Raw genomic sequence first — 16,453 nt, forward strand, 5'->3', positions numbered from 1 at the left:
CATTGTAAAGGGGAGGGGCGCTCCCGCCGCCTTTTGGTGTAGCGTAGTGGAGGGGGTATGCCCCCCTTTGGAGGCGAGGCATGGAGCTCACGCTGGAAAGCCAAGGCTACCTGGAGGCCCTCTACCGCACCTACCTGGAGGACCCCTTTGCCCTGCCCGAGGACTGGCGGCGCTACTTCTCCGCCCTCTCCCTCGAGGACGGGCGACGAGAACCGCCCCCTTCCCCGGCCGAGGCGCCGGATGCGGCCTTTCTCCTTAAGGTGGAAGCCTTGCGCCAGGCCTACCGGGAGCTCGGGCACCTCGCGGCCCGGACCGACCCCCTGGGCCGGGAAAGGCCGAGGCCCAAGGCCCTTGCCCTCGAGGCCCACGGCCTCTCCCCCGAGGACCTAAGGAAGCCTCTTCCCCCCCTCTTCGGCGCCCCCACCCTGGGGGCCCTCCTTGAGCGCCTGGAGGCCACCTACCTGGGCCCCGTGGGGTGGGAGCTTGCCCACGTGGAGCCCGAGGAGAGGGAATGGCTCCTTTCCCGGATTGAGGCCCCCTGGCCCAAGCCCGCCCTCGAGGTGCGGAGGCGGGTTTTGGAAAGCCTCATGCAGGCGAACCTCTTTGAGGCCTTCCTCCAGCGCAAGTACCTGGGGGCCAAGACCTTCAGCGTGGAGGGCCTGGAAAGCCTCATCCCCCTGCTTAAGGAGGCCGTCTGGGAGGCGGCTAGGCACGGGGTGCGGGAGGTGGTGCTGGGCATGGCCCACAGGGGGCGGCTCAACGTTCTGGCCCACGTGGTGGGAAAGCCCTTTGAGCGCATCTTCCGCGAGTTTGAGGAGATCTTCCCCGAGGGCTACGCGGGGGACGTGAAGTACCACCTGGGCTTTTCCAGCGACCAGGAGACCCCCTTCGGCTCGGTCCACGTCTCCCTGAACTTCAACCCGAGCCACCTGGAGTTCGTGAACCCCGTGGCCCTGGGGAGGCTCCGGGCCAAGCAGGACCGCTTCGGCGACCAAAAGAGGAAGCGGGGCCTCGCCATCCTGGTCCACGGGGACTCGGCCTTCATCGGCGAGGGCATCGTCCAGGAGACCCTGAACCTCTCCGGGCTTCCCGGCTACCGGGTGGGGGGCACCCTCCACGTGGTGGCCAACAACCAGCTGGGCTTCACCACCCTGCCTTCCGAGTACACCTCCTGCCGCTACCCCACGGACATCGCCAAGATGGTGGGGGCGCCCGTCTTCCACGTGAACGCCGAGGCCCTGGACGAGCTCCTCTTCGTCCTCGCCCTCGCCCTGGAGTACCGGAGCCGCTACGGCAAGGACGTGGTCATAGACCTCGTGGGCTACCGCCGCCGGGGGCACAACGAGACGGACGAGCCCACCTTCACCCAGGCCCCCATGTACGCCCTCATCGCTAGGCGCCCCGAGCCCTGGCGGGTCTACGCCGAGAGACTGAAGGCGGAGGGGGTGGTCTCGGAGGCGGAGCTTAGGGCCTGGCAGGACGCCTACCTGGAGCGGCTGGAGAGCGCCTTCGCCCGGGTGAAGGCCGAGCCCGGACCCGTGGTGCCCCACGGGCTTTCCGGCCTCTGGCAGGGGTACGTGGGCGGGCCCGACCACCTGGTGCCCGAGGCGGATACCCGGGTCCCCAAGGAGGCCCTGAAGAACCTCTTGGTGCGCCTCGCCACCCTCCCTGAGGGCTTCCAGGTCCACCCCAAGCTCAAGCGCTTCCTCGAGGCCCGCCTGGAGATGGCCGAGGAGAAGCGCCCCGTGGACTGGGCCACCGCCGAGGCCCTGGCTTTCGCCACCTTGGCCGTGGAGGGGCACAGGGTGCGCCTCACGGGCCAGGACGCCCTCCGGGGCACCTTCACCCAGCGCCACGCCGCCCTTTACGATTACCGCACCGGGGAGCGCTACATCCCCCTCCAGCACCTGGCCGAAGGGCAGGCGGAGGTGGAGGTCTGGAACTCCCCCCTCTCCGAGGCCGGGGTCTTAGGCTTTGAGTACGGCTACAGCCTGGACTACCCCGAGGGCCTCGTCCTCTGGGAGGCCCAGTTCGGGGACTTCGCCAACGTGGCCCAGGTCTACATAGACCAGTTCCTGGCCAGCGCCGAGGCCAAGTGGAACCGCCTCTCGGGCCTCGTCCTCCTCCTGCCCCACGGGCTCGAGGGCCAAGGCCCCGAGCACTCCTCGGCCCGCCCCGAGCGCTTCCTGCAGCTTGGCGCCAAGGACAACCTCCAGGTGGCCTACCCCACCACCCCCGCCCAGTTCTTCCACCTCCTCCGCCGCCAGGTGAAGCGCAAGATCCGCAAGCCCCTGGTGGTCATGACCCCCAAGAGCCTCCTCCGCCACCCCGAGGTGGTCTCCCCCCTGGAGGAGCTCGCGGAAGGGCGCTTCCACAAGGTGATCCCCGAAAGGGTCAAGGGGGCGCGGAAGGTTCTCCTCACCTCGGGCAAGGTCTACTACGACCTCCTGCAGAAGCGGAGGGAGCTTCGGGCCGAGGACGTGGCCCTCCTCAGGCTGGAGCTCCTCTATCCCTTCCCCGAGGCCGAGCTTCATGAGGCCCTCTCCTTCTACCCCGAGGAGACCCCGGTGGTCTTCGTGCAGGAGGAGCCGGTGAACCAGGGGGCCTGGTGGTACCTCTCCGCCCGCTTCTGCGGGGAGATCTACGGCCACCCCTTCTCCGTGGTGGCCCGGCCCGAGTCCCCAAGCCCCGCCGTGGGCTCCTCCAAGGTGCACAGGCTGGAGCAGGAGGAGCTGCTTGAGGAGGCGTTTAGGTGAGGAGGTAGCCGTGCGGGAACTCAAGGTGCCCTCCGTGGGCGAAAGCATCGTGGAAGTGGAGGTCGGCGCCTGGCTCAAGCGGGAAGGGGAGGCCTTCCAGGCCGACGAGCCCTTGGTGGAGCTCATCACCGACAAGGCCACCCTGGAGCTTCCCGCCCCCTTCCCCGGGACCCTGAAGCAGATCCTGAAGAAGACCGGGGGGACCGCCCGGGTGGGGGAGGCCATCGCCCTCCTGGAGGAAGGGGGGGCGGAGGCCAGGCCTGAGCCGCCCGCTGAGGCCCCCCTGGAGCCCTTGGCCATGCCCGCCGCGGAGCGCCTCATGCGGGAAAGGGGCCTCTCCCCGGCGGAGGTAGAGGGGACGGGCCTTGGCGGGCGCATCCTCAAGGAGGACGTGATGCGCCACCTGGAGGAGAGGGCCCCCGCCAAGCCTGAGGAAGCCCCGCCTCCACCCCCTTCCCGCCCCGCGCCCCCGCCGCCCACCCCCGCGCAAGCCCCCGCCGACAAGCCCTGGCGGGTGAGCGAGGCCGTGCCCATGACGCCCTTGCGCCGCCGCATCGCCGAGCGGCTCCTCATGGTCCGCCAGACCACGGCCATGCTCACCACCTTCAACGAGGCGGACATGTCGGCGGTGATCGCCCTGAGGAAGGAGCTCGGGGAGGCCTTCCAGAAGAAGCACGGGGTCAAGCTCGGCTTCATGAGCTTCTTCGTCAAGGCCGTGGTCCAGGCCCTCAAGGAGATCCCCGAGCTCAACGCCGAGATCCGCGGGGACCACATCGTCTACCACCGCTACTACGACATCGGCATCGCCGTGGGCGGGGGGGAGGGGCTGGTGGTGCCGGTGATCCGGGACGCCGACCGCCTCTCCTTCGCCGAGATCGAGCGGCAGATCGCCGACTTCGCCGAAAGGGCCCGCGCCAAGAAGCTCAAGCCCGAGGAGCTCATGGGGGGCACCTTCACCATCACCAACGGGGGGATCTACGGCTCTTTAAACTCCACCCCCCTCCTCAACCCGCCCCAGGTGGGGATCCTGGGCATGCACGCCATCCAGGAGCGCCCCGTGGCCCGGGAGGGCCAGGTGGTGGTCCGGCCCATGATGTACCTGGCCCTCTCCTACGACCACCGCATCGTGGACGGGCGGGAGGCGGTGACCTTCCTCCGCCGGGTGAAGGAGCTCGTGGAGAACCCGGCCAGGCTCCTTCTGGAGGTGTAACGTGTACGACCTCCTGGTGATCGGGGCCGGGCCCGGGGGGTACGTGGCGGCCATCCGGGCGGCCCAGCTCGGGATGCGGGTGGGGGTGGTGGAGAAGGAGAAGGCCCTGGGGGGGACCTGCCTCAGGGTGGGGTGCATCCCCTCCAAGGCCCTCCTGGAGACCACGGAGCGCATCTACGAGGCCAAGAAGGGCCTCGTGGGGGCCAAGGTGAAGGGGGTGGAGCTGGACCTAAGGGCCCTCATGGCCCACAAGGACAAGGTGGTCCAGGCCAACACCCAGGGGGTGGAGTTCCTCTTTAAAAAGAACCGCATCGCCCGCCACCTGGGCACGGCCCGCTTCCTCTCCGAGCGCAAGGTCCTGGTGGAGGAGACGGGGGAGGAGCTCGAGGCCCGCTTCATCCTCATCGCCACGGGAAGCGCCCCCCTCATCCCCCCCTGGGCCCAGGTGGACTACGAGCGGGTGGTGACCTCCACCGAGGCCCTTTCCTTCCCCGAGGTGCCGGGGAGGCTCATCGTGGTGGGGGGCGGGGTGGTGGGCCTGGAGCTCGGGGTGGTCTGGCACCGCCTGGGGGCGGAGGTCATCGTCCTGGAGTACCTGGACCGCATCCTCCCCACCATGGACCTCGATGTTTCCCGGGCGGCGGAGAGGGTCTTCAAGAAGCAGGGCCTCGCCATCCGCACCGGGGTGCGGGTCGCCGCCGTCTTTCCCCAGGGAAAGGGGGCCCGGGTGGAGCTGGAAGGGGGCGAGGTCCTGGAGGCGGACCGGGTGCTTGTGGCCGTGGGCCGGAGGCCCTACACCGAGGGGCTTTCCCTGGAGAACGCCGGGCTTTCCACGGACGAGCGGGGCCGGATCCCCGTGGACGAGCACCTGAGGACCCGCATCCCCCACATCTACGCCATCGGGGACGTGGTGCGGGGGCCCATGCTGGCCCACAAGGCCAGCGAGGAGGGGATCGCCGCCGTGGAGCACATGGCGCGGGGCTTCGGCCACGTGGACTACCAGGCCATCCCCAGCGTGGTCTACACCCACCCCGAGGTGGCCGCCGTGGGCCATACCGAGGAGGAGCTCAAGGAGAAGGGCATCCCCTACAAGGTGGGGAAGTTCCCCTACTCCGCCTCGGGGCGGGCCCGGGCCATGGGGGAGACGGAAGGCTTTATCAAGGTCCTGGCCCACGCCAAGACCGACCGGATCCTGGGGGTCCACGGGATCGGGGCCCGGGTGGGGGACATCCTGGCCGAGGCCGCCTTGGCCCTCTTCTTCAAGGCGAGCGCCGAGGACGTGGGCCGCGCCCCCCACCACCACCCCTCCCTCTCGGAGATCCTCAAGGAGGCCGCCCTGGCGGCGTGGGAGCGGCCGATTCACCTTTAGACAAAACTTGACCACCCCCCGGGCCTCCTTCCGGGGGGTGGGCGTTTACGGGCCTAGTTGGTCTTCCGGAGCTCGAGGCGGTACTTGTTGAAGGGGCTGTTGTCGCTTCCGCCGTTGGCGATGGTGTAGCTGGTCACCACCAGGTAGTAAGTGCCGTCCTGGGGCAAGGTGAAGGTGATCTCCGAGTCGGTGGTCTGGCCGGAGACGAGGTCATCGTTTTTCTCCAGGACCTGGCCGTTTGCGTCCAGGAGGTAGAGGTAGGAGTCCAAGGTGCCCCCGATGCTGGAGCGGGCGTACACCCTGGCCCGAATCGTGTCCCCCGCCGTCCCTGTGAACTTGAAGTGGTCCTTGTCCTGGGGTTGGCCGAAGATGTAGGCGAGCTGGGTGGTCTGGCCGTAGGCGATGGGGGTGGCCTGGGCCAGGGTGTCGTTGGGCTCGTAGGGGTCTGTGGGGTTCAGGTTGACCTCGCTCGCCAGCAGGCGCACGAGCTTGGCGTCGGGGTTGAAAGCGTTGGACCCAGGGGTAGCCACCAGGGTCCCCACGAAGGTGCCCCGCTCCTCAGGGAGGCCCCCCGTGAGGGCGAGGTCGGCCCCGGCCACGTAGATCTCGTACTCCCCGGGGGCGATCTCGTAGAACCAGGCCTCGCCGTTTTGGTCCGTGCGCGCCCAGTACACGGGGGTGGGGTCGGTGGGGTCCCCCGGCCTAAGCCCCTTGCCCCGGAGGATCACGTCGGCGAGAAGGCCAGGGAAGGTGCCGTTTTCGTTGAAGTACTCCACCTTGACCCGCACCACGGACCCCTTCCCGGGGAGGGCGGCGCACCCCCGGGCCAGGAGCTGGGAGAGTTTGTCGGCGTTCAGGTGGCCCCAGCCTTTCTCCCGCCTGAAGCTGGTTTCCCAGGTGGTGGTCTCCAGGGCGCGGCGCACCTGGTAGGGGGTGGCCCCGGGGCAGGCGGCCTTCACCAGGGCGGCCGCCGCGGCCGTGTAGGGGCCGGAGAAGGAGGTGCCGGAGATGAGGCGGTAGCCGCCCCCAAGCCAGGTGGGTTTGGCGAGGAGCACGTCTAGGCCCGGCGCGGTGCTGGAGATGTGGCGGCCGTAGGTGGAGAAGTCGGTCTTGTTGCGGTTGCCGTCCGCGGCGGCCGAGGCGATGATCCCAGGGTAGCCCGCGGGGGTGCGCACCTCGTCTTTGTAGGAGTTCCCGGCGCTGGCCACCACCACTACCCCATTGGCCAGGGCGTAATCAAAGGCCTCCTTCACCAGATTTCCGTAGCCGAGCCCGCCCCAGGAGTTGTTGAGGACCTGGGCCCCGTTGTTCACCGCCCAGACGATGCCCCGGGCCACGTAGAAGTCCCCCACGTAGTCGGGCTGGAAGATGGCCACGGGGAGGAACTTGGCCCTGGGGGCGAGGCCGGCGATGCCTTGGCCATCCCTTGGGGCGCTCACCGTGGAGGCCACGAAGGTGCCGTGGTAGAGGTCCGCCTGGCCGCCGAGGTTTTGGATAAAGTTCAACCAATCGCTGGCGCTGGTGTAGGTGGTGTTGGTGACCGGGTCGTAGGCCTTGCCCGCCCAGTTGGCGGCGAGGTCGGGATGGGTCACGTCGGCGGGGTCGTCAATGATGGCCACCACCACCCCCTCGCCCTCAAACCCCTGGTCCCAGGCGGCCTTGGCGGCTAGGTGCCGGGGGTCTAGGGCGTACTGGGGAAGCTCGTCCAGGATTTGGTCGCTGGGGTTGCCCAGGGGGATAAGGCCACGCTCCTGGCTCCTCGGGAGTTCCACGGGGTCGTCCTTGGGCGGGGTCACCTGGGCCAGGTGGGGCTCGGCGTAGCGGAGGCCAGGGAGGCCCTTCAGGGCCCGGCTCGCCTTCACCGCGTCCCCGGGCACCTCGAGGAGGGCGGCCTTGAGCTCGGGGATGCGGGCGATCTCCTTGGCCCCCAGCTTACGGATGGCTTCCTGAAGGCCAGACTCGTCCTCGTAGCCCACCACCACCTGCCCCTGGTAGTGGCGGACCCCTTCGGAGGTGGTCAAGAGGCCAGGGCTCTGGGAGCGGCCGGACTGGGTGGGGGTCTGGGAGCAGGCCGCAAGCAGGGCCAAAGCGGCCAGGGCGATCAGGGCAAAAGGCTTCTTCATGGCGCCTCCTTACTCTCCCGTGGTGAAGTCAAAGACCTGGGTTCCCGGGCGGCTTATGCGGATGAAGAGGGTACAGCTGGGCCAGGTCTGGACGCTGTAGGCAGCGATGCGATTGCCCTCGTATTTGTAGGCGTAGCTCACGTAGAGCTGCCAGGCGTAGGTGCGAAGGGCTTGGAGCTCGGGGAGCTGGGCCAGGCCGTCAAAGTTGTAGGGGAGGGTGACCTGGCCTTGGGCCACGTCCACGGGGACCCGGTTGGGCCTATTGGGGTCCAAGAGGCCGGCTGTGTCCGTAAAGATCACAACATTGCCTGTGCCAGGATGGTACCCGTAGACCTTGGCCTCGCCTTGGGGGATGCCGTTGTCCTCGGTCCCGAACTCCACCAGGAGGCCGTAGCCCCCAAGCGTCTGCCAGGCCACGCCGTCCCCGGTCAGGGTGTCCCAGAGGACCAGGTTGTAGGCGGCGCCGTCGGCCCCGATCTGGAGCTGGGGATGGCCGATGGTGAAGTTCGGAGTCTTGGACACGCCCACGCTCTCGTCGGCGGGGGAGAGGAGGGGGGCGAAGAAGGGGGGCAGGGGGGTGGTGGAGCTGGGCTCGCTTTCGGCACGGTTAGTTCCCCGGGCCACCACCCGGTACTGGTAGGTCTGGCCGGGGGTGAGGTCGGGGGAGGCGTCCCGGAAGTAGAAGGGCCGGTCAAAGGGGTTGGTGGGACAACTGGCGCTGGCCCCACCGCCCACGGTGCCCACCCGGGTCCAGTTCGTGCCGTCGGTGGAGCGCTCAATGTCAAAGGCGAAGGGACGGGCGGAGGCGTTGGTGTCCGTGTAGCACCAGCGCACCTCCACGTAGAGGTTGCTCCCCTCGGGGACCGCCAGGGGGTCCAGGGTGAGCTCCCCCATCTCCCCCTTGGCCACGGGCACCTGGACCTTGGCCGGGGCCTTCGTGCTGTAGAAGCCCACGGCCTGGGTAAGGGTGATGGCGGTGGCGGCCACCTGGGTGGGGGCCTGGACGGTGTTCCCTTGGGCGGTGTTGGTGTTGATGAAGTTGACGGGCAGGATGTAGTGGCTTCGGTTCTGGTTGAAGTCGTAGGCCACCACCTCCAGGTAGACCCTTTCCCCCTGAGCGCTGCCGAAGCCGGCCACGTAGGAGCCGCTTAGGGTCTGGTTGCCCGTGTCCTCGGTGTCGGTGAAGATGGGGCGGTTCCAGGTGGCGGAGGCGGTGATGAAGGTGGCGCCCGGGGTGCGGCCCAGGGCCACGTAGATGTAGCGCATCGGCCTCACGTAGTCCTTGGTGGCGTCCACCTGGACGCGGAAGGGGATGGTGTTGGTGAAGGTCCTTTCCTCTAGGGGTTGGGTTCCGTCCTGGGTGATGAGGAGGGTGGGCGGGGTGGTGGTGGCGGTGGCGTCAAAGGCGGGCTTCTGGATGAGGGTGATGGAGGCCATCTCCGGGACCCGGATGCCTTCTACAAAGCTCCCCGCCATCCCGGGTTTCTGGGCCTCGAGGCGGTAGACTCCGGGAGCCAGCTTGGTGAAGGTGAAGGAGCCGTCGCTTGCCGTGGTGGTGGCGGCGACGAGGGTGCTTCCCCGGTAAAGCTTGAGGGCGCTCGAGGCCACAGGCCCGCCAGCGTTTTCGCTCACCACGTATCCGGAGAGGGTGTGGATGGTCTGGGGGTTGTAGGTTACCCGGAGGGTGGCGTTTCCCTTGTTTCCGGAGGGGTCATAGGCGTTGACGACGAGGGTGTTTTCCCCTTCCTGGAGGGTGAGGGAGAAGGAGAAGTTCACGGAGGGGCCTGGGGTGATGGAGACGTTTTGCTCCGTGCCGCCGTTGAGCTGGTAGGTGAGCCTGGCCACGCGGACGTTGTCCTGGGCGGTGCCCTGGACGGTTATGGAAGCCTGGTTGACGGTGGCGCCGTCCTGGGGAGAGGCGATGGACACCTTGGGCTTCACGGCGTCCTGGGAGCACGCGGCGAGGAGCAGGGCACCTAGAAGAAACCCCATCGCGCCCAGTCGGTTCCTCATAAAGCACCTCCTTGCTCCAGCTTGCCTTGGACTTGCCTAGACCTGGGAAGATAGGGTTTCGGCATAGGGAAACCTCCCTCTTGCGGCTGGTCCGCAAGGCCAATGCTACCCTTACCTTGGGATGGGCGTCAACCGGGTGCAAATCATTGCAAGAGGTTGGTGTATACTTATGCACACCCCCTCGAGGGGGTAGACTGGGAGGGACATGAAGATCGTCTTGGCCTACTCCGGCGGACTGGACACCAGCATCATCCTCAAGTGGCTTAAGGAAACCTATGGGGCCGAGGTCATCGCCTTCACCGCGGACATCGGCCAGGGGGAGGAGGTGGAGGAGGCCCGGGAGAAGGCCTTGAGGACCGGGGCCTCCAAGGCCATCGCCTTGGACCTCAAGGAGGAGTTCGTCCGGGACTTCGTCTTCCCCATGATGCGGGCTGGCGCGGTGTACGAGGGCTACTACCTCCTCGGCACGGCCATCGCCCGCCCCCTCATCGCCAAGTACCTGGTGAAGATTGCCGAGGAGGAGGGGGCCGAGGCCGTCGCCCACGGGGCCACGGGTAAGGGGAACGACCAGGTGCGCTTTGAGCTCACCGCCTACGCCCTGAAGCCCGATATCCGGGTCATCGCCCCCTGGCGGGAGTGGCGCTTCCAGGGACGCCAGGAGATGATCGCCTACGCCGAGGCCCACGGCATCCCCGTCCCCGTGACCCAGGAGAGCCCCTACTCCATGGACGCCAACCTCCTGCATATCTCCTACGAGGGAGGGGTCCTCGAGGACCCCTGGGCCGAGCCCCCCAAGGGCATGTTCCGCATGACCCAAGACCCCGAGGAGGCCCCCGACGCCCCGGAGTACGTGGAGGTGGAGTTTTTCCAGGGCGACCCCGTGGCGGTGAACGGGGAGAGGCTTTCCCCGGCGGCTCTCTTGCAAAGGCTTAACGAGATCGGGGGGCGGCACGGGGTGGGCCGGGTGGACATCGTGGAGAACCGCTTCGTGGGCATGAAGTCGCGGGGGGTCTACGAGACCCCGGGGGGGACGATCCTCTACCACGCCCGGCGGGCGGTGGAAAGCCTCACCCTGGACCGGGAGGTCCTCCACCAGCGGGACCTGCTTTCCCCCAAGTACGCCGAGCTCGTCTACTACGGCTTCTGGTACGCTCCCGAAAGGGAGGCCCTCCAGGCCTACGTTGACCACGTGGCGAAGGCGGTCACCGGGGTGGCCCGGCTCAAGCTTTACAAAGGCAATGTCTACGTGGTGGGGAGGAAGGCGCCAAAGAGCCTCTACCGGAAGGACCTGGTCTCCTTTGACGAGGCGGGCGGGTACGACCAGAAGGACGCCGAGGGCTTCATCAAGATCCAGGCCCTGCGCCTCCGGGTGCGGGCCCTTCTGGAGAGGGAGGGCCATGGCGCATAGGACCTGGGGGGGGCGCTTCGGGGAGGGGCCCCATGCCCTCGCGGCCCGCTTCAACGCCTCCCTCCCCTTTGACCGGGCGCTTTGGCGGGAGGACCTCTGGCAGAACCGGGTCCACGCCCGCATGCTCCACGCCGTGGGCCTGATCACCGGGGAGGAGCTTGAGGCGATTCTAAAGGGGTTGGACCGGATTGAGGAGGAGATAGAGGCGGGCACCTTCCCCTGGCGGGAGGAGCTGGAGGACGTGCACATGAACCTCGAGGCCCGCCTCACCGAGCTTATTGGCCCCCCGGGGGGCAAGCTCCACACCGCCCGGAGCCGCAACGACCAGGTGGCCACCGACCTCAGGCTCTTCCTGCGGGCCGCCCTAGACGAGCTCCTCGCCCTCCTTCTAGAGCTCCGCCGGGTCCTGGTGCGGGAGGCGGAAAGGCACCTAAACCCCCCCTACGTCCTCCCCGGCTACACCCACCTGCAGCGGGCCCAGCCCGTGCTCCTTTCCCACTGGTTCCTCGCCTACTACGAGATGCTCGGGCGGGATGCGGGGAGGCTAAGGGACGCCAGGGAGCGCCTCAACGAAAGCCCCCTGGGGGCGGCCGCCCTCGCGGGGACGGGCTTTCCCATAGACCGCCACTTCACCGCGAGGGAGCTCGGCTTTAAGGCCCCCATGCGGAACTCCCTGGACGCGGTGGCCTCCCGGGACTTCGCCCTCGAGGTCCTCTCCGCCCTGAATATCGGCCAGCTCCACCTCTCCCGCCTCGCCGAGGAGCTCATCCTCTACAGCACCGAGGAGTTCGGCTTCGTGGAGATTCCCGACGCCTTCGCCACCGGGTCTTCCATCATGCCCCAGAAGAAGAACCCCGATGTCCTTGAGCTCATCCGGGCCAAGGCGGGGAGGGTCCTCGGGGCCCTGGTGGGGCTTTCTTCGGTGGTGAAGGGCCTCCCCCTCGCCTACAACAAGGACCTCCAGGAGGACAAGGAGCCCCTTCTGGACGCCCTCGCCACCTACCGGGATAGCCTCAGGCTCCTCTCCGCCCTGCTTCCCGGGCTTAAGTGGAACCGGGAGAGGATGTGGCGGGCGGCGGAGGGGGGCTACGCCCTGGCCACGGAGCTCGCCGACTACCTGGCGGAGAAGGGCCTTCCCTTCCGGGAGGCCCACCACGTGGTGGGGAGGCTCGTGCGCAGGCTTTCCGAGGAGGGGCGGGCCCTCAAGGACCTCACCCTGGAGGAGCTTAGGGCCCACCACCCCCTCTTCGCCGAGGACGCCCTCCCCCTCCTCCGGCTGGAGACGGCCATCCACCGCCGCCGCTCCTATGGCGGCACGGCCCCCGAGGCGGTGCGGGAGAGGCTTTTGGAGGCCAAGAAGGAGGTGGGCCTTGACTGAGATCACCGTTCCCCTGGCCCAGGTGGCCTTGCCCGAGGTGCGCCTCGAGGCGGCCCTGGAGCTCAGGAGGGCGAGGCTAGGCGACGTGGACGCCATCTACTGGCTCATCCGTTACTGGGCGGAGAAGGGCCTGATGCTGGTGCGGAGCCACAGCCACCTCTACGAGAACATCCGGGACTTCCTGGTCCTCGAGGACGAGGACGGCCAGATCGTGGGCACCGTGGCCCTCCACGTCCTCTGGCGGGACCTCGCCGAGATAAGGGGCCTTGCCGTCCACCCAAGCCGCCAGGGGCAGGGCCTCGGCCGCTGGCTCGTCCTGGGGGCGGAGAGGGAGGCCCGCGACCTCGGGCTTCCCCGGGTCTTCGCCTGGACCCTCCAGGTGAACTTCTTCCGCAAGCTCGGCTACCGGGTCACGAGCCGGGAGGCCCTTCCCCCCAAGGTCTGGAGCGAGTGCAACGCCTGCCCCTTCTACGAGAACTGCCGGGAGATCGCCGTCATCAAGGAGTTTTCCCCAGGGGCCTCCGGGGGCTAGAATGGGCGGGATGGGCACCCTGACCCGCTACCTGGAGGAGGAATGGCTGGACTGAAGGAGCGCGCCGTTTTGGTCCTGGAGGACGGCACCGTCTACCACGGCTACGCCTTCGGCGCCCGGGGGAAAACGGTGGGGGAGGTGGTCTTCAACACCGCCCAGACCGGCTACCAGGAGATCATGACCGACCCGAGCTACCACGGCCAGATCGTGGTCATGACCTACCCCCACCAGGGCAACTACGGGGTGAACGTCTACGACATGCAGTCCAACCGCCCCTGGGTGAAGGGCTTCGTGGCCAAGGAGTTCAGCCGCGTGGCCTCCAACCCCCGGGCCCAGCAGACCCTCGGGGAGTTCATGGAGTTCTACGGGGTGGTGGGGATTGAGGGCATAGACACGCGGGCCCTGGTGCGGAAGATCCGGGAAGGGGGGGTCCTGAAGGGGGCCATCGCCCACGCCAGCCTCTTCGGCGCCCCCAACCACGCCTTCACCCAGGAGGAGCTCGAGGCCCTGCGCCGCGAGGCCCAGGCCTGGACGGACATTGACGGGCGGGACATGACCCCCGAGGTCTCCACCCCCTTGCCCTACGCCTGGCCCACCTTGAGGTCGGGGCGGCGCATCGTGGTCATGGACTTCGGCATCAAGCACGCCATCGTGGAGAACCTGGCCGCCCTCGGCTTTGAGGTCATCGTGGTCCCCGGGAAGACCCCGGCCCACCAGATCATGGCCCTGGAGCCCCACGGCCTCCTCATCTCCAACGGCCCCGGGGACCCCGCCATGCCCCGCTACGCCCACGAGACCATCTGGAAGCTCATGGGGCTTCTGCCCACCTTCGGCATCTGCCTGGGGCACCAGCTCTTGGCCCTGGCGGCGGGGGGGCGGACCTTCAAGATGAAGTTCGGCCACCGGGGCGCGAACCACCCGGTGAAGAACCTGAAGACGGGCAAGGTGGAGATCACCAGCCAGAACCACGGCTACGCGGTGGACATAGACTCCCTCAAGGACTTCCGCCCCACCCACGTGAACCTGAACGACGGGACCCTCGAGGGCATGGCCCACGCCCGCTACCCCGTCTTCTCCGTCCAGTACCACCCCGAGGCCGCCCCGGGTCCCCACGATGCCCTCTACCTCTTCCGCCGCTTTTTGGAGGAGGTGGAGGCCTTCCACGGGGCCACCGGGCTTCCCGTGGAGAAGCAACGGGCGGACCAGCACGGGATTTAAGTACCCCACCGCGGCGGGGGCCTTCAGTAGTCCATCCCCCGGATGTTGCCCTCCTCGTCCACGTCAATCTGGAGGGCCTGGGGGGACTTGGGCAGGCCCGGAAGGGTCTCTATCCCCCCCATGTAGACCACCACGAACCCCGCCCCGAGGCGGCAGCGGAGGTCCGTGACCCGCACGGTGAAGCCTTGGGGGCGGCCCCGGAGCCTGGGGTTGTCGGAGAGGGAGGTGGCGGCCTTGGCCATGACCACGGGCAGGGCCTCGCACCCCTCCTTCTTCGCGGCCTTGAGGGCGCGCTTCGCCTCCTCGCTCCACTCCACCCTTTCCGCCCCGTAGACCTTCCTGGCGATGGCCTCCACCTTCTCCTCCAGGGGGGCCTCGAGGGGGTAGAGGGGCCGGTAGGCGTGGGGAAGGGCGAGGGCCTCCAAGACCTTCTCGGCGAGCTCCAGACCCCCCTCGCCCCCCTTGGCGTAGACCTCGCTCGGGGCGAGGGGGAGGCCCCTTTCCTCGGCGAAGGCCCGCACCAGGGCGATCTCCTCCGGGGTATCGCCGGGGAAGCGGTTTAGGGCGATCACGGGGGTGTAGCCGAAAAGCTCCACGTTCTCCACGTGCTTTTCCAGGTTGGCGAGGCCCTCCTTCACGGCCTTTAGGTCCGGCATCCCGTAGGCGTCCTGCCCCCCGTGGTAGCGGAGGGCCCTTATGGTGGCCACCAGGACCACCGCCTCGGGGACGAGGCCCGTGGTGCGGGCCACCACGTTCATGAACTTCTCCATCCCCAGGTCCGTGGCGAAGCCCGCCTCCTGCACCACGAAGTCCGCGAGGCCCAGGGCGAAGAGGCTCGCCCTCAGGGAGTTGGTGCCGTGGGCGATGTTGCCGAAGGGCCCCATGTGAATGAAGGCGGGGTTCCCCTCGGCGGTCTGCGCCAGGTTGGGGAGGAAGGCCTGCCGGAGGAGGGCGGCCATGGCCCCCACCGCCTGGAGGTCTGCGGCGTACACCGGCTTGCCCTCGCGGGTGAAGGCCACCCGCATCCGGCCGAGGCGCCGCTTCAGGTCCTGAAAGTCCCGGGCCAGGCTCATGAGGGCCATGACCTCGCTGGCCACGGTGAGCTCAAACCCCCCTTCCCGGGGCACCCCGTGGGCCTTGCCCCCAAGGCCCAGGACGATGTGCCTAAGGGCCCGGTCGTTCATGTCTATGGCCCGCTTGAGCTCCACGCGCCTCGGGTCAATGCCGAGCTCGTTTCCCTGGTGCAGGTGGTTGTCCAGGAGGGCGTTCAGGAGGTTCACGGCGCTGGTCACCGCGTGGAAGTCCCCGGTGAAGTGGAGGTTGATCTCGTGGCGGGGCTCCACGCGGGCCTTCCCGCCCCCCGTGGCCCCGCCCTTCACCCCGAAGACGGGGCCCAAGGAGGGCTCCCTCAGGGCCAGGGCCGCCCGCTTCCCCAGGCGCCACAGGGCGTCCACCAGGCCGATGGCCGTGGTGGTCTTGCCTTCCCCGGCCGGGGTGGGGGTGATGGCGGTGACCAGGATGAGCCTCCCCTTGGCCTTTGGGGGCTCGCCCAGGACCTTGGCCATGTGGGGGCCGTAGAGGTAGAGCCTCTCCCGGCTTAAGCCCAGTTTGGCCGCCACCTCCTCAATGGGTAGAAGCGCTTCGTGTACGATCACGCTTAGAGCCTACACCCACCCCCTAGGGAGAGAAGTCCCGGTTCCCCCCGGAGAGGAGGAGGGCGAGGGTCTTGGGAAGGCCCGCCCCGTGCTCCAGCACCGCGGCCAGGGGGAGGGCGCCCGTGGGCTCCACCACCTGCTTGGTGCGGGTGAAGAGGAGGCGCTCGGCCTCCAAGATGGCCTCCTCGCTCACGGCGAGGACCCCGTCCGCCTTTTCCTTGAGGATGGGGAAGGTGTGCTTCCCCAGGCTTAGCGTGCGCACCCCGTCGGCTCGGGTCTTGGGAGGGGCTTCCAGGCGGAGGATCCTTCCCGCCTCGAGGCTCCTCCTGGCGTCGTCCGCGGCCTCGGGCTCCACCCCGAGGACCAGGGTGCTTGGGGAGAGGGCCTTCACCGCCACGGCCACCCCGGCGAGGAGCCCCCCGCCCCCCACGGGGGCGAGGACGGCCTCGGGGAAGACCCCCATCCGCCCCGCCTGGGCCAGGAGCTCAAGCCCCGCCGTAGCTTGCCCGGCGATGACCAGGGGGTCGTCAAAGGGGTGGACGAGGGCGTAGCCCGTCTCCTTGAGGAGGGCCTCGGCCACCTCCTCCCGGTTCTTGGCCGTCACCCCTTGGTCCACCACCTCGGCCCCGTAGGCCCGGGCGCAGGCCTTCTTGTAGGGGCTCGCGTCCTCGGGCATGACCACGAGGGCCCTCACCCCGAGCACCCTGGCGGCGTAGGCCACCCCTTGGGCGTGGTTCCCGCTGGAAACGGCGAGGAGCCCCTTGGGGTTTTCCAGGGTGAGGGCCTTGGAA

At 68.5% G+C, this 16,453-nt stretch carries 11 protein-coding genes; 7 read left to right on the forward strand and 4 right to left on the reverse strand.

Features of this window, described 5'->3' with window-relative positions; translation table 11 throughout:
• Positions 1 to 80: 80 nt before the first annotated feature.
• From ABJK26_RS04585 to lpdA, 3 genes are read left to right on the forward strand one after another with little or no spacing between them, the layout of a single operon-like run.
• Positions 81 to 2,756 (forward strand): 2-oxoglutarate dehydrogenase E1 component, encoded by a 2,676-nt coding sequence (locus ABJK26_RS04585; RefSeq protein WP_347241068.1) that lies wholly within the window; start codon positions 81 to 83, stop codon positions 2,754 to 2,756.
• A 10-nt stretch (positions 2,757 to 2,766) separates the two neighbouring features.
• Positions 2,767 to 3,966, forward strand: coding sequence for a 2-oxoglutarate dehydrogenase complex dihydrolipoyllysine-residue succinyltransferase (gene odhB, locus ABJK26_RS04590; protein ID WP_347241069.1), 1,200 nt, complete (start codon positions 2,767 to 2,769; stop codon positions 3,964 to 3,966).
• A gap of 1 nt (position 3,967) precedes the next feature.
• Complete coding sequence (gene lpdA, locus ABJK26_RS04595) at positions 3,968 to 5,335, forward strand: dihydrolipoyl dehydrogenase (RefSeq protein ID WP_347241070.1); 1,368 nt, start codon at positions 3,968 to 3,970, stop codon at positions 5,333 to 5,335.
• Positions 5,336 to 5,388: 53 nt separating this feature from the next.
• Here the strand turns inward: lpdA and ABJK26_RS04600 are convergent, their stop codons facing one another.
• Both ABJK26_RS04600 and ABJK26_RS04605 read right to left on the reverse strand, forming a co-directional pair.
• A complete protein-coding gene (locus ABJK26_RS04600) occupies positions 5,389 to 7,458 on the reverse strand; it encodes a S8 family serine peptidase (protein WP_347241071.1) in 2,070 nt (689 codons plus the stop codon).
• A gap of 9 nt (positions 7,459 to 7,467) precedes the next feature.
• A complete protein-coding gene (locus ABJK26_RS04605; protein ID WP_347241072.1) occupies positions 7,468 to 9,471 on the reverse strand; it encodes an Ig-like domain-containing protein in 2,004 nt (667 codons plus the stop codon).
• A 205-nt stretch (positions 9,472 to 9,676) separates the two neighbouring features.
• Here ABJK26_RS04605 and ABJK26_RS04610 point away from each other — a divergent pair, with 205 nt between their 5' ends.
• Genes ABJK26_RS04610 through carA form a run of 4 tightly spaced genes read left to right on the forward strand, consistent with a single transcriptional unit; the run spans position 9,677 to position 14,007 of the window.
• A complete protein-coding gene (locus ABJK26_RS04610) occupies positions 9,677 to 10,879 on the forward strand; it encodes an argininosuccinate synthase (RefSeq protein ID WP_347241073.1) in 1,203 nt (400 codons plus the stop codon).
• Complete coding sequence (argH, locus tag ABJK26_RS04615; RefSeq protein ID WP_347241074.1) at positions 10,869 to 12,257, forward strand: argininosuccinate lyase; 1,389 nt, start codon at positions 10,869 to 10,871, stop codon at positions 12,255 to 12,257. Before ABJK26_RS04610 ends, argH begins: the two co-directional genes overlap by 11 nt.
• Complete coding sequence (locus ABJK26_RS04620; RefSeq protein ID WP_347241075.1) at positions 12,250 to 12,789, forward strand: N-acetyltransferase; 540 nt, start codon at positions 12,250 to 12,252, stop codon at positions 12,787 to 12,789. The genes argH and ABJK26_RS04620 overlap by 8 nt, the downstream gene beginning before the upstream one ends.
• 42 nt (positions 12,790 to 12,831) lie before the next feature.
• Entirely contained in the window at positions 12,832 to 14,007 is a 1,176-nt protein-coding gene (gene carA, locus ABJK26_RS04625) for a glutamine-hydrolyzing carbamoyl-phosphate synthase small subunit (RefSeq protein WP_347241076.1), read from the forward strand.
• Between the two features lie 23 nt (positions 14,008 to 14,030).
• Here the strand turns inward: carA and ABJK26_RS04630 are convergent, their stop codons facing one another.
• Positions 14,031 to 15,662, reverse strand: coding sequence for a formate--tetrahydrofolate ligase (locus ABJK26_RS04630; RefSeq protein ID WP_347241077.1), 1,632 nt, complete (start codon positions 15,660 to 15,662; stop codon positions 14,031 to 14,033).
• A 22-nt stretch (positions 15,663 to 15,684) separates the two neighbouring features.
• Positions 15,685 to 16,453: pyridoxal-phosphate dependent enzyme (locus ABJK26_RS04635; RefSeq protein ID WP_347241078.1), on the reverse strand; the 769-nt coding region annotated here is incomplete at its 5' end.

Source organism: Thermus sp. (assembly GCF_039793865.1).
Classification (GTDB): Bacteria; Deinococcota; Deinococci; order Deinococcales; family Thermaceae; genus Thermus.

What these genes read in the sequence shown, in the direction of transcription:
- ABJK26_RS04600 (WP_347241071.1), bottom strand. Translation starts at nt 7,458, where the DNA reads ATGAAGAAGCCTTTTGCCCTGATCGCCCTGGCCGCTTTGGCCCTGCTT.
- carA (WP_347241076.1), top strand. Translation starts at nt 12,832, where the DNA reads ATGGCTGGACTGAAGGAGCGCGCCGTTTTGGTCCTGGAGGACGGCACC.
- ABJK26_RS04610 (WP_347241073.1), top strand. Translation starts at nt 9,677, where the DNA reads ATGAAGATCGTCTTGGCCTACTCCGGCGGACTGGACACCAGCATCATC.
- ABJK26_RS04585 (WP_347241068.1), top strand. Translation starts at nt 81, where the DNA reads ATGGAGCTCACGCTGGAAAGCCAAGGCTACCTGGAGGCCCTCTACCGC.
- ABJK26_RS04605 (WP_347241072.1), bottom strand. Translation starts at nt 9,471, where the DNA reads ATGAGGAACCGACTGGGCGCGATGGGGTTTCTTCTAGGTGCCCTGCTC.
- argH (WP_347241074.1), top strand. Translation starts at nt 10,869, where the DNA reads ATGGCGCATAGGACCTGGGGGGGGCGCTTCGGGGAGGGGCCCCATGCC.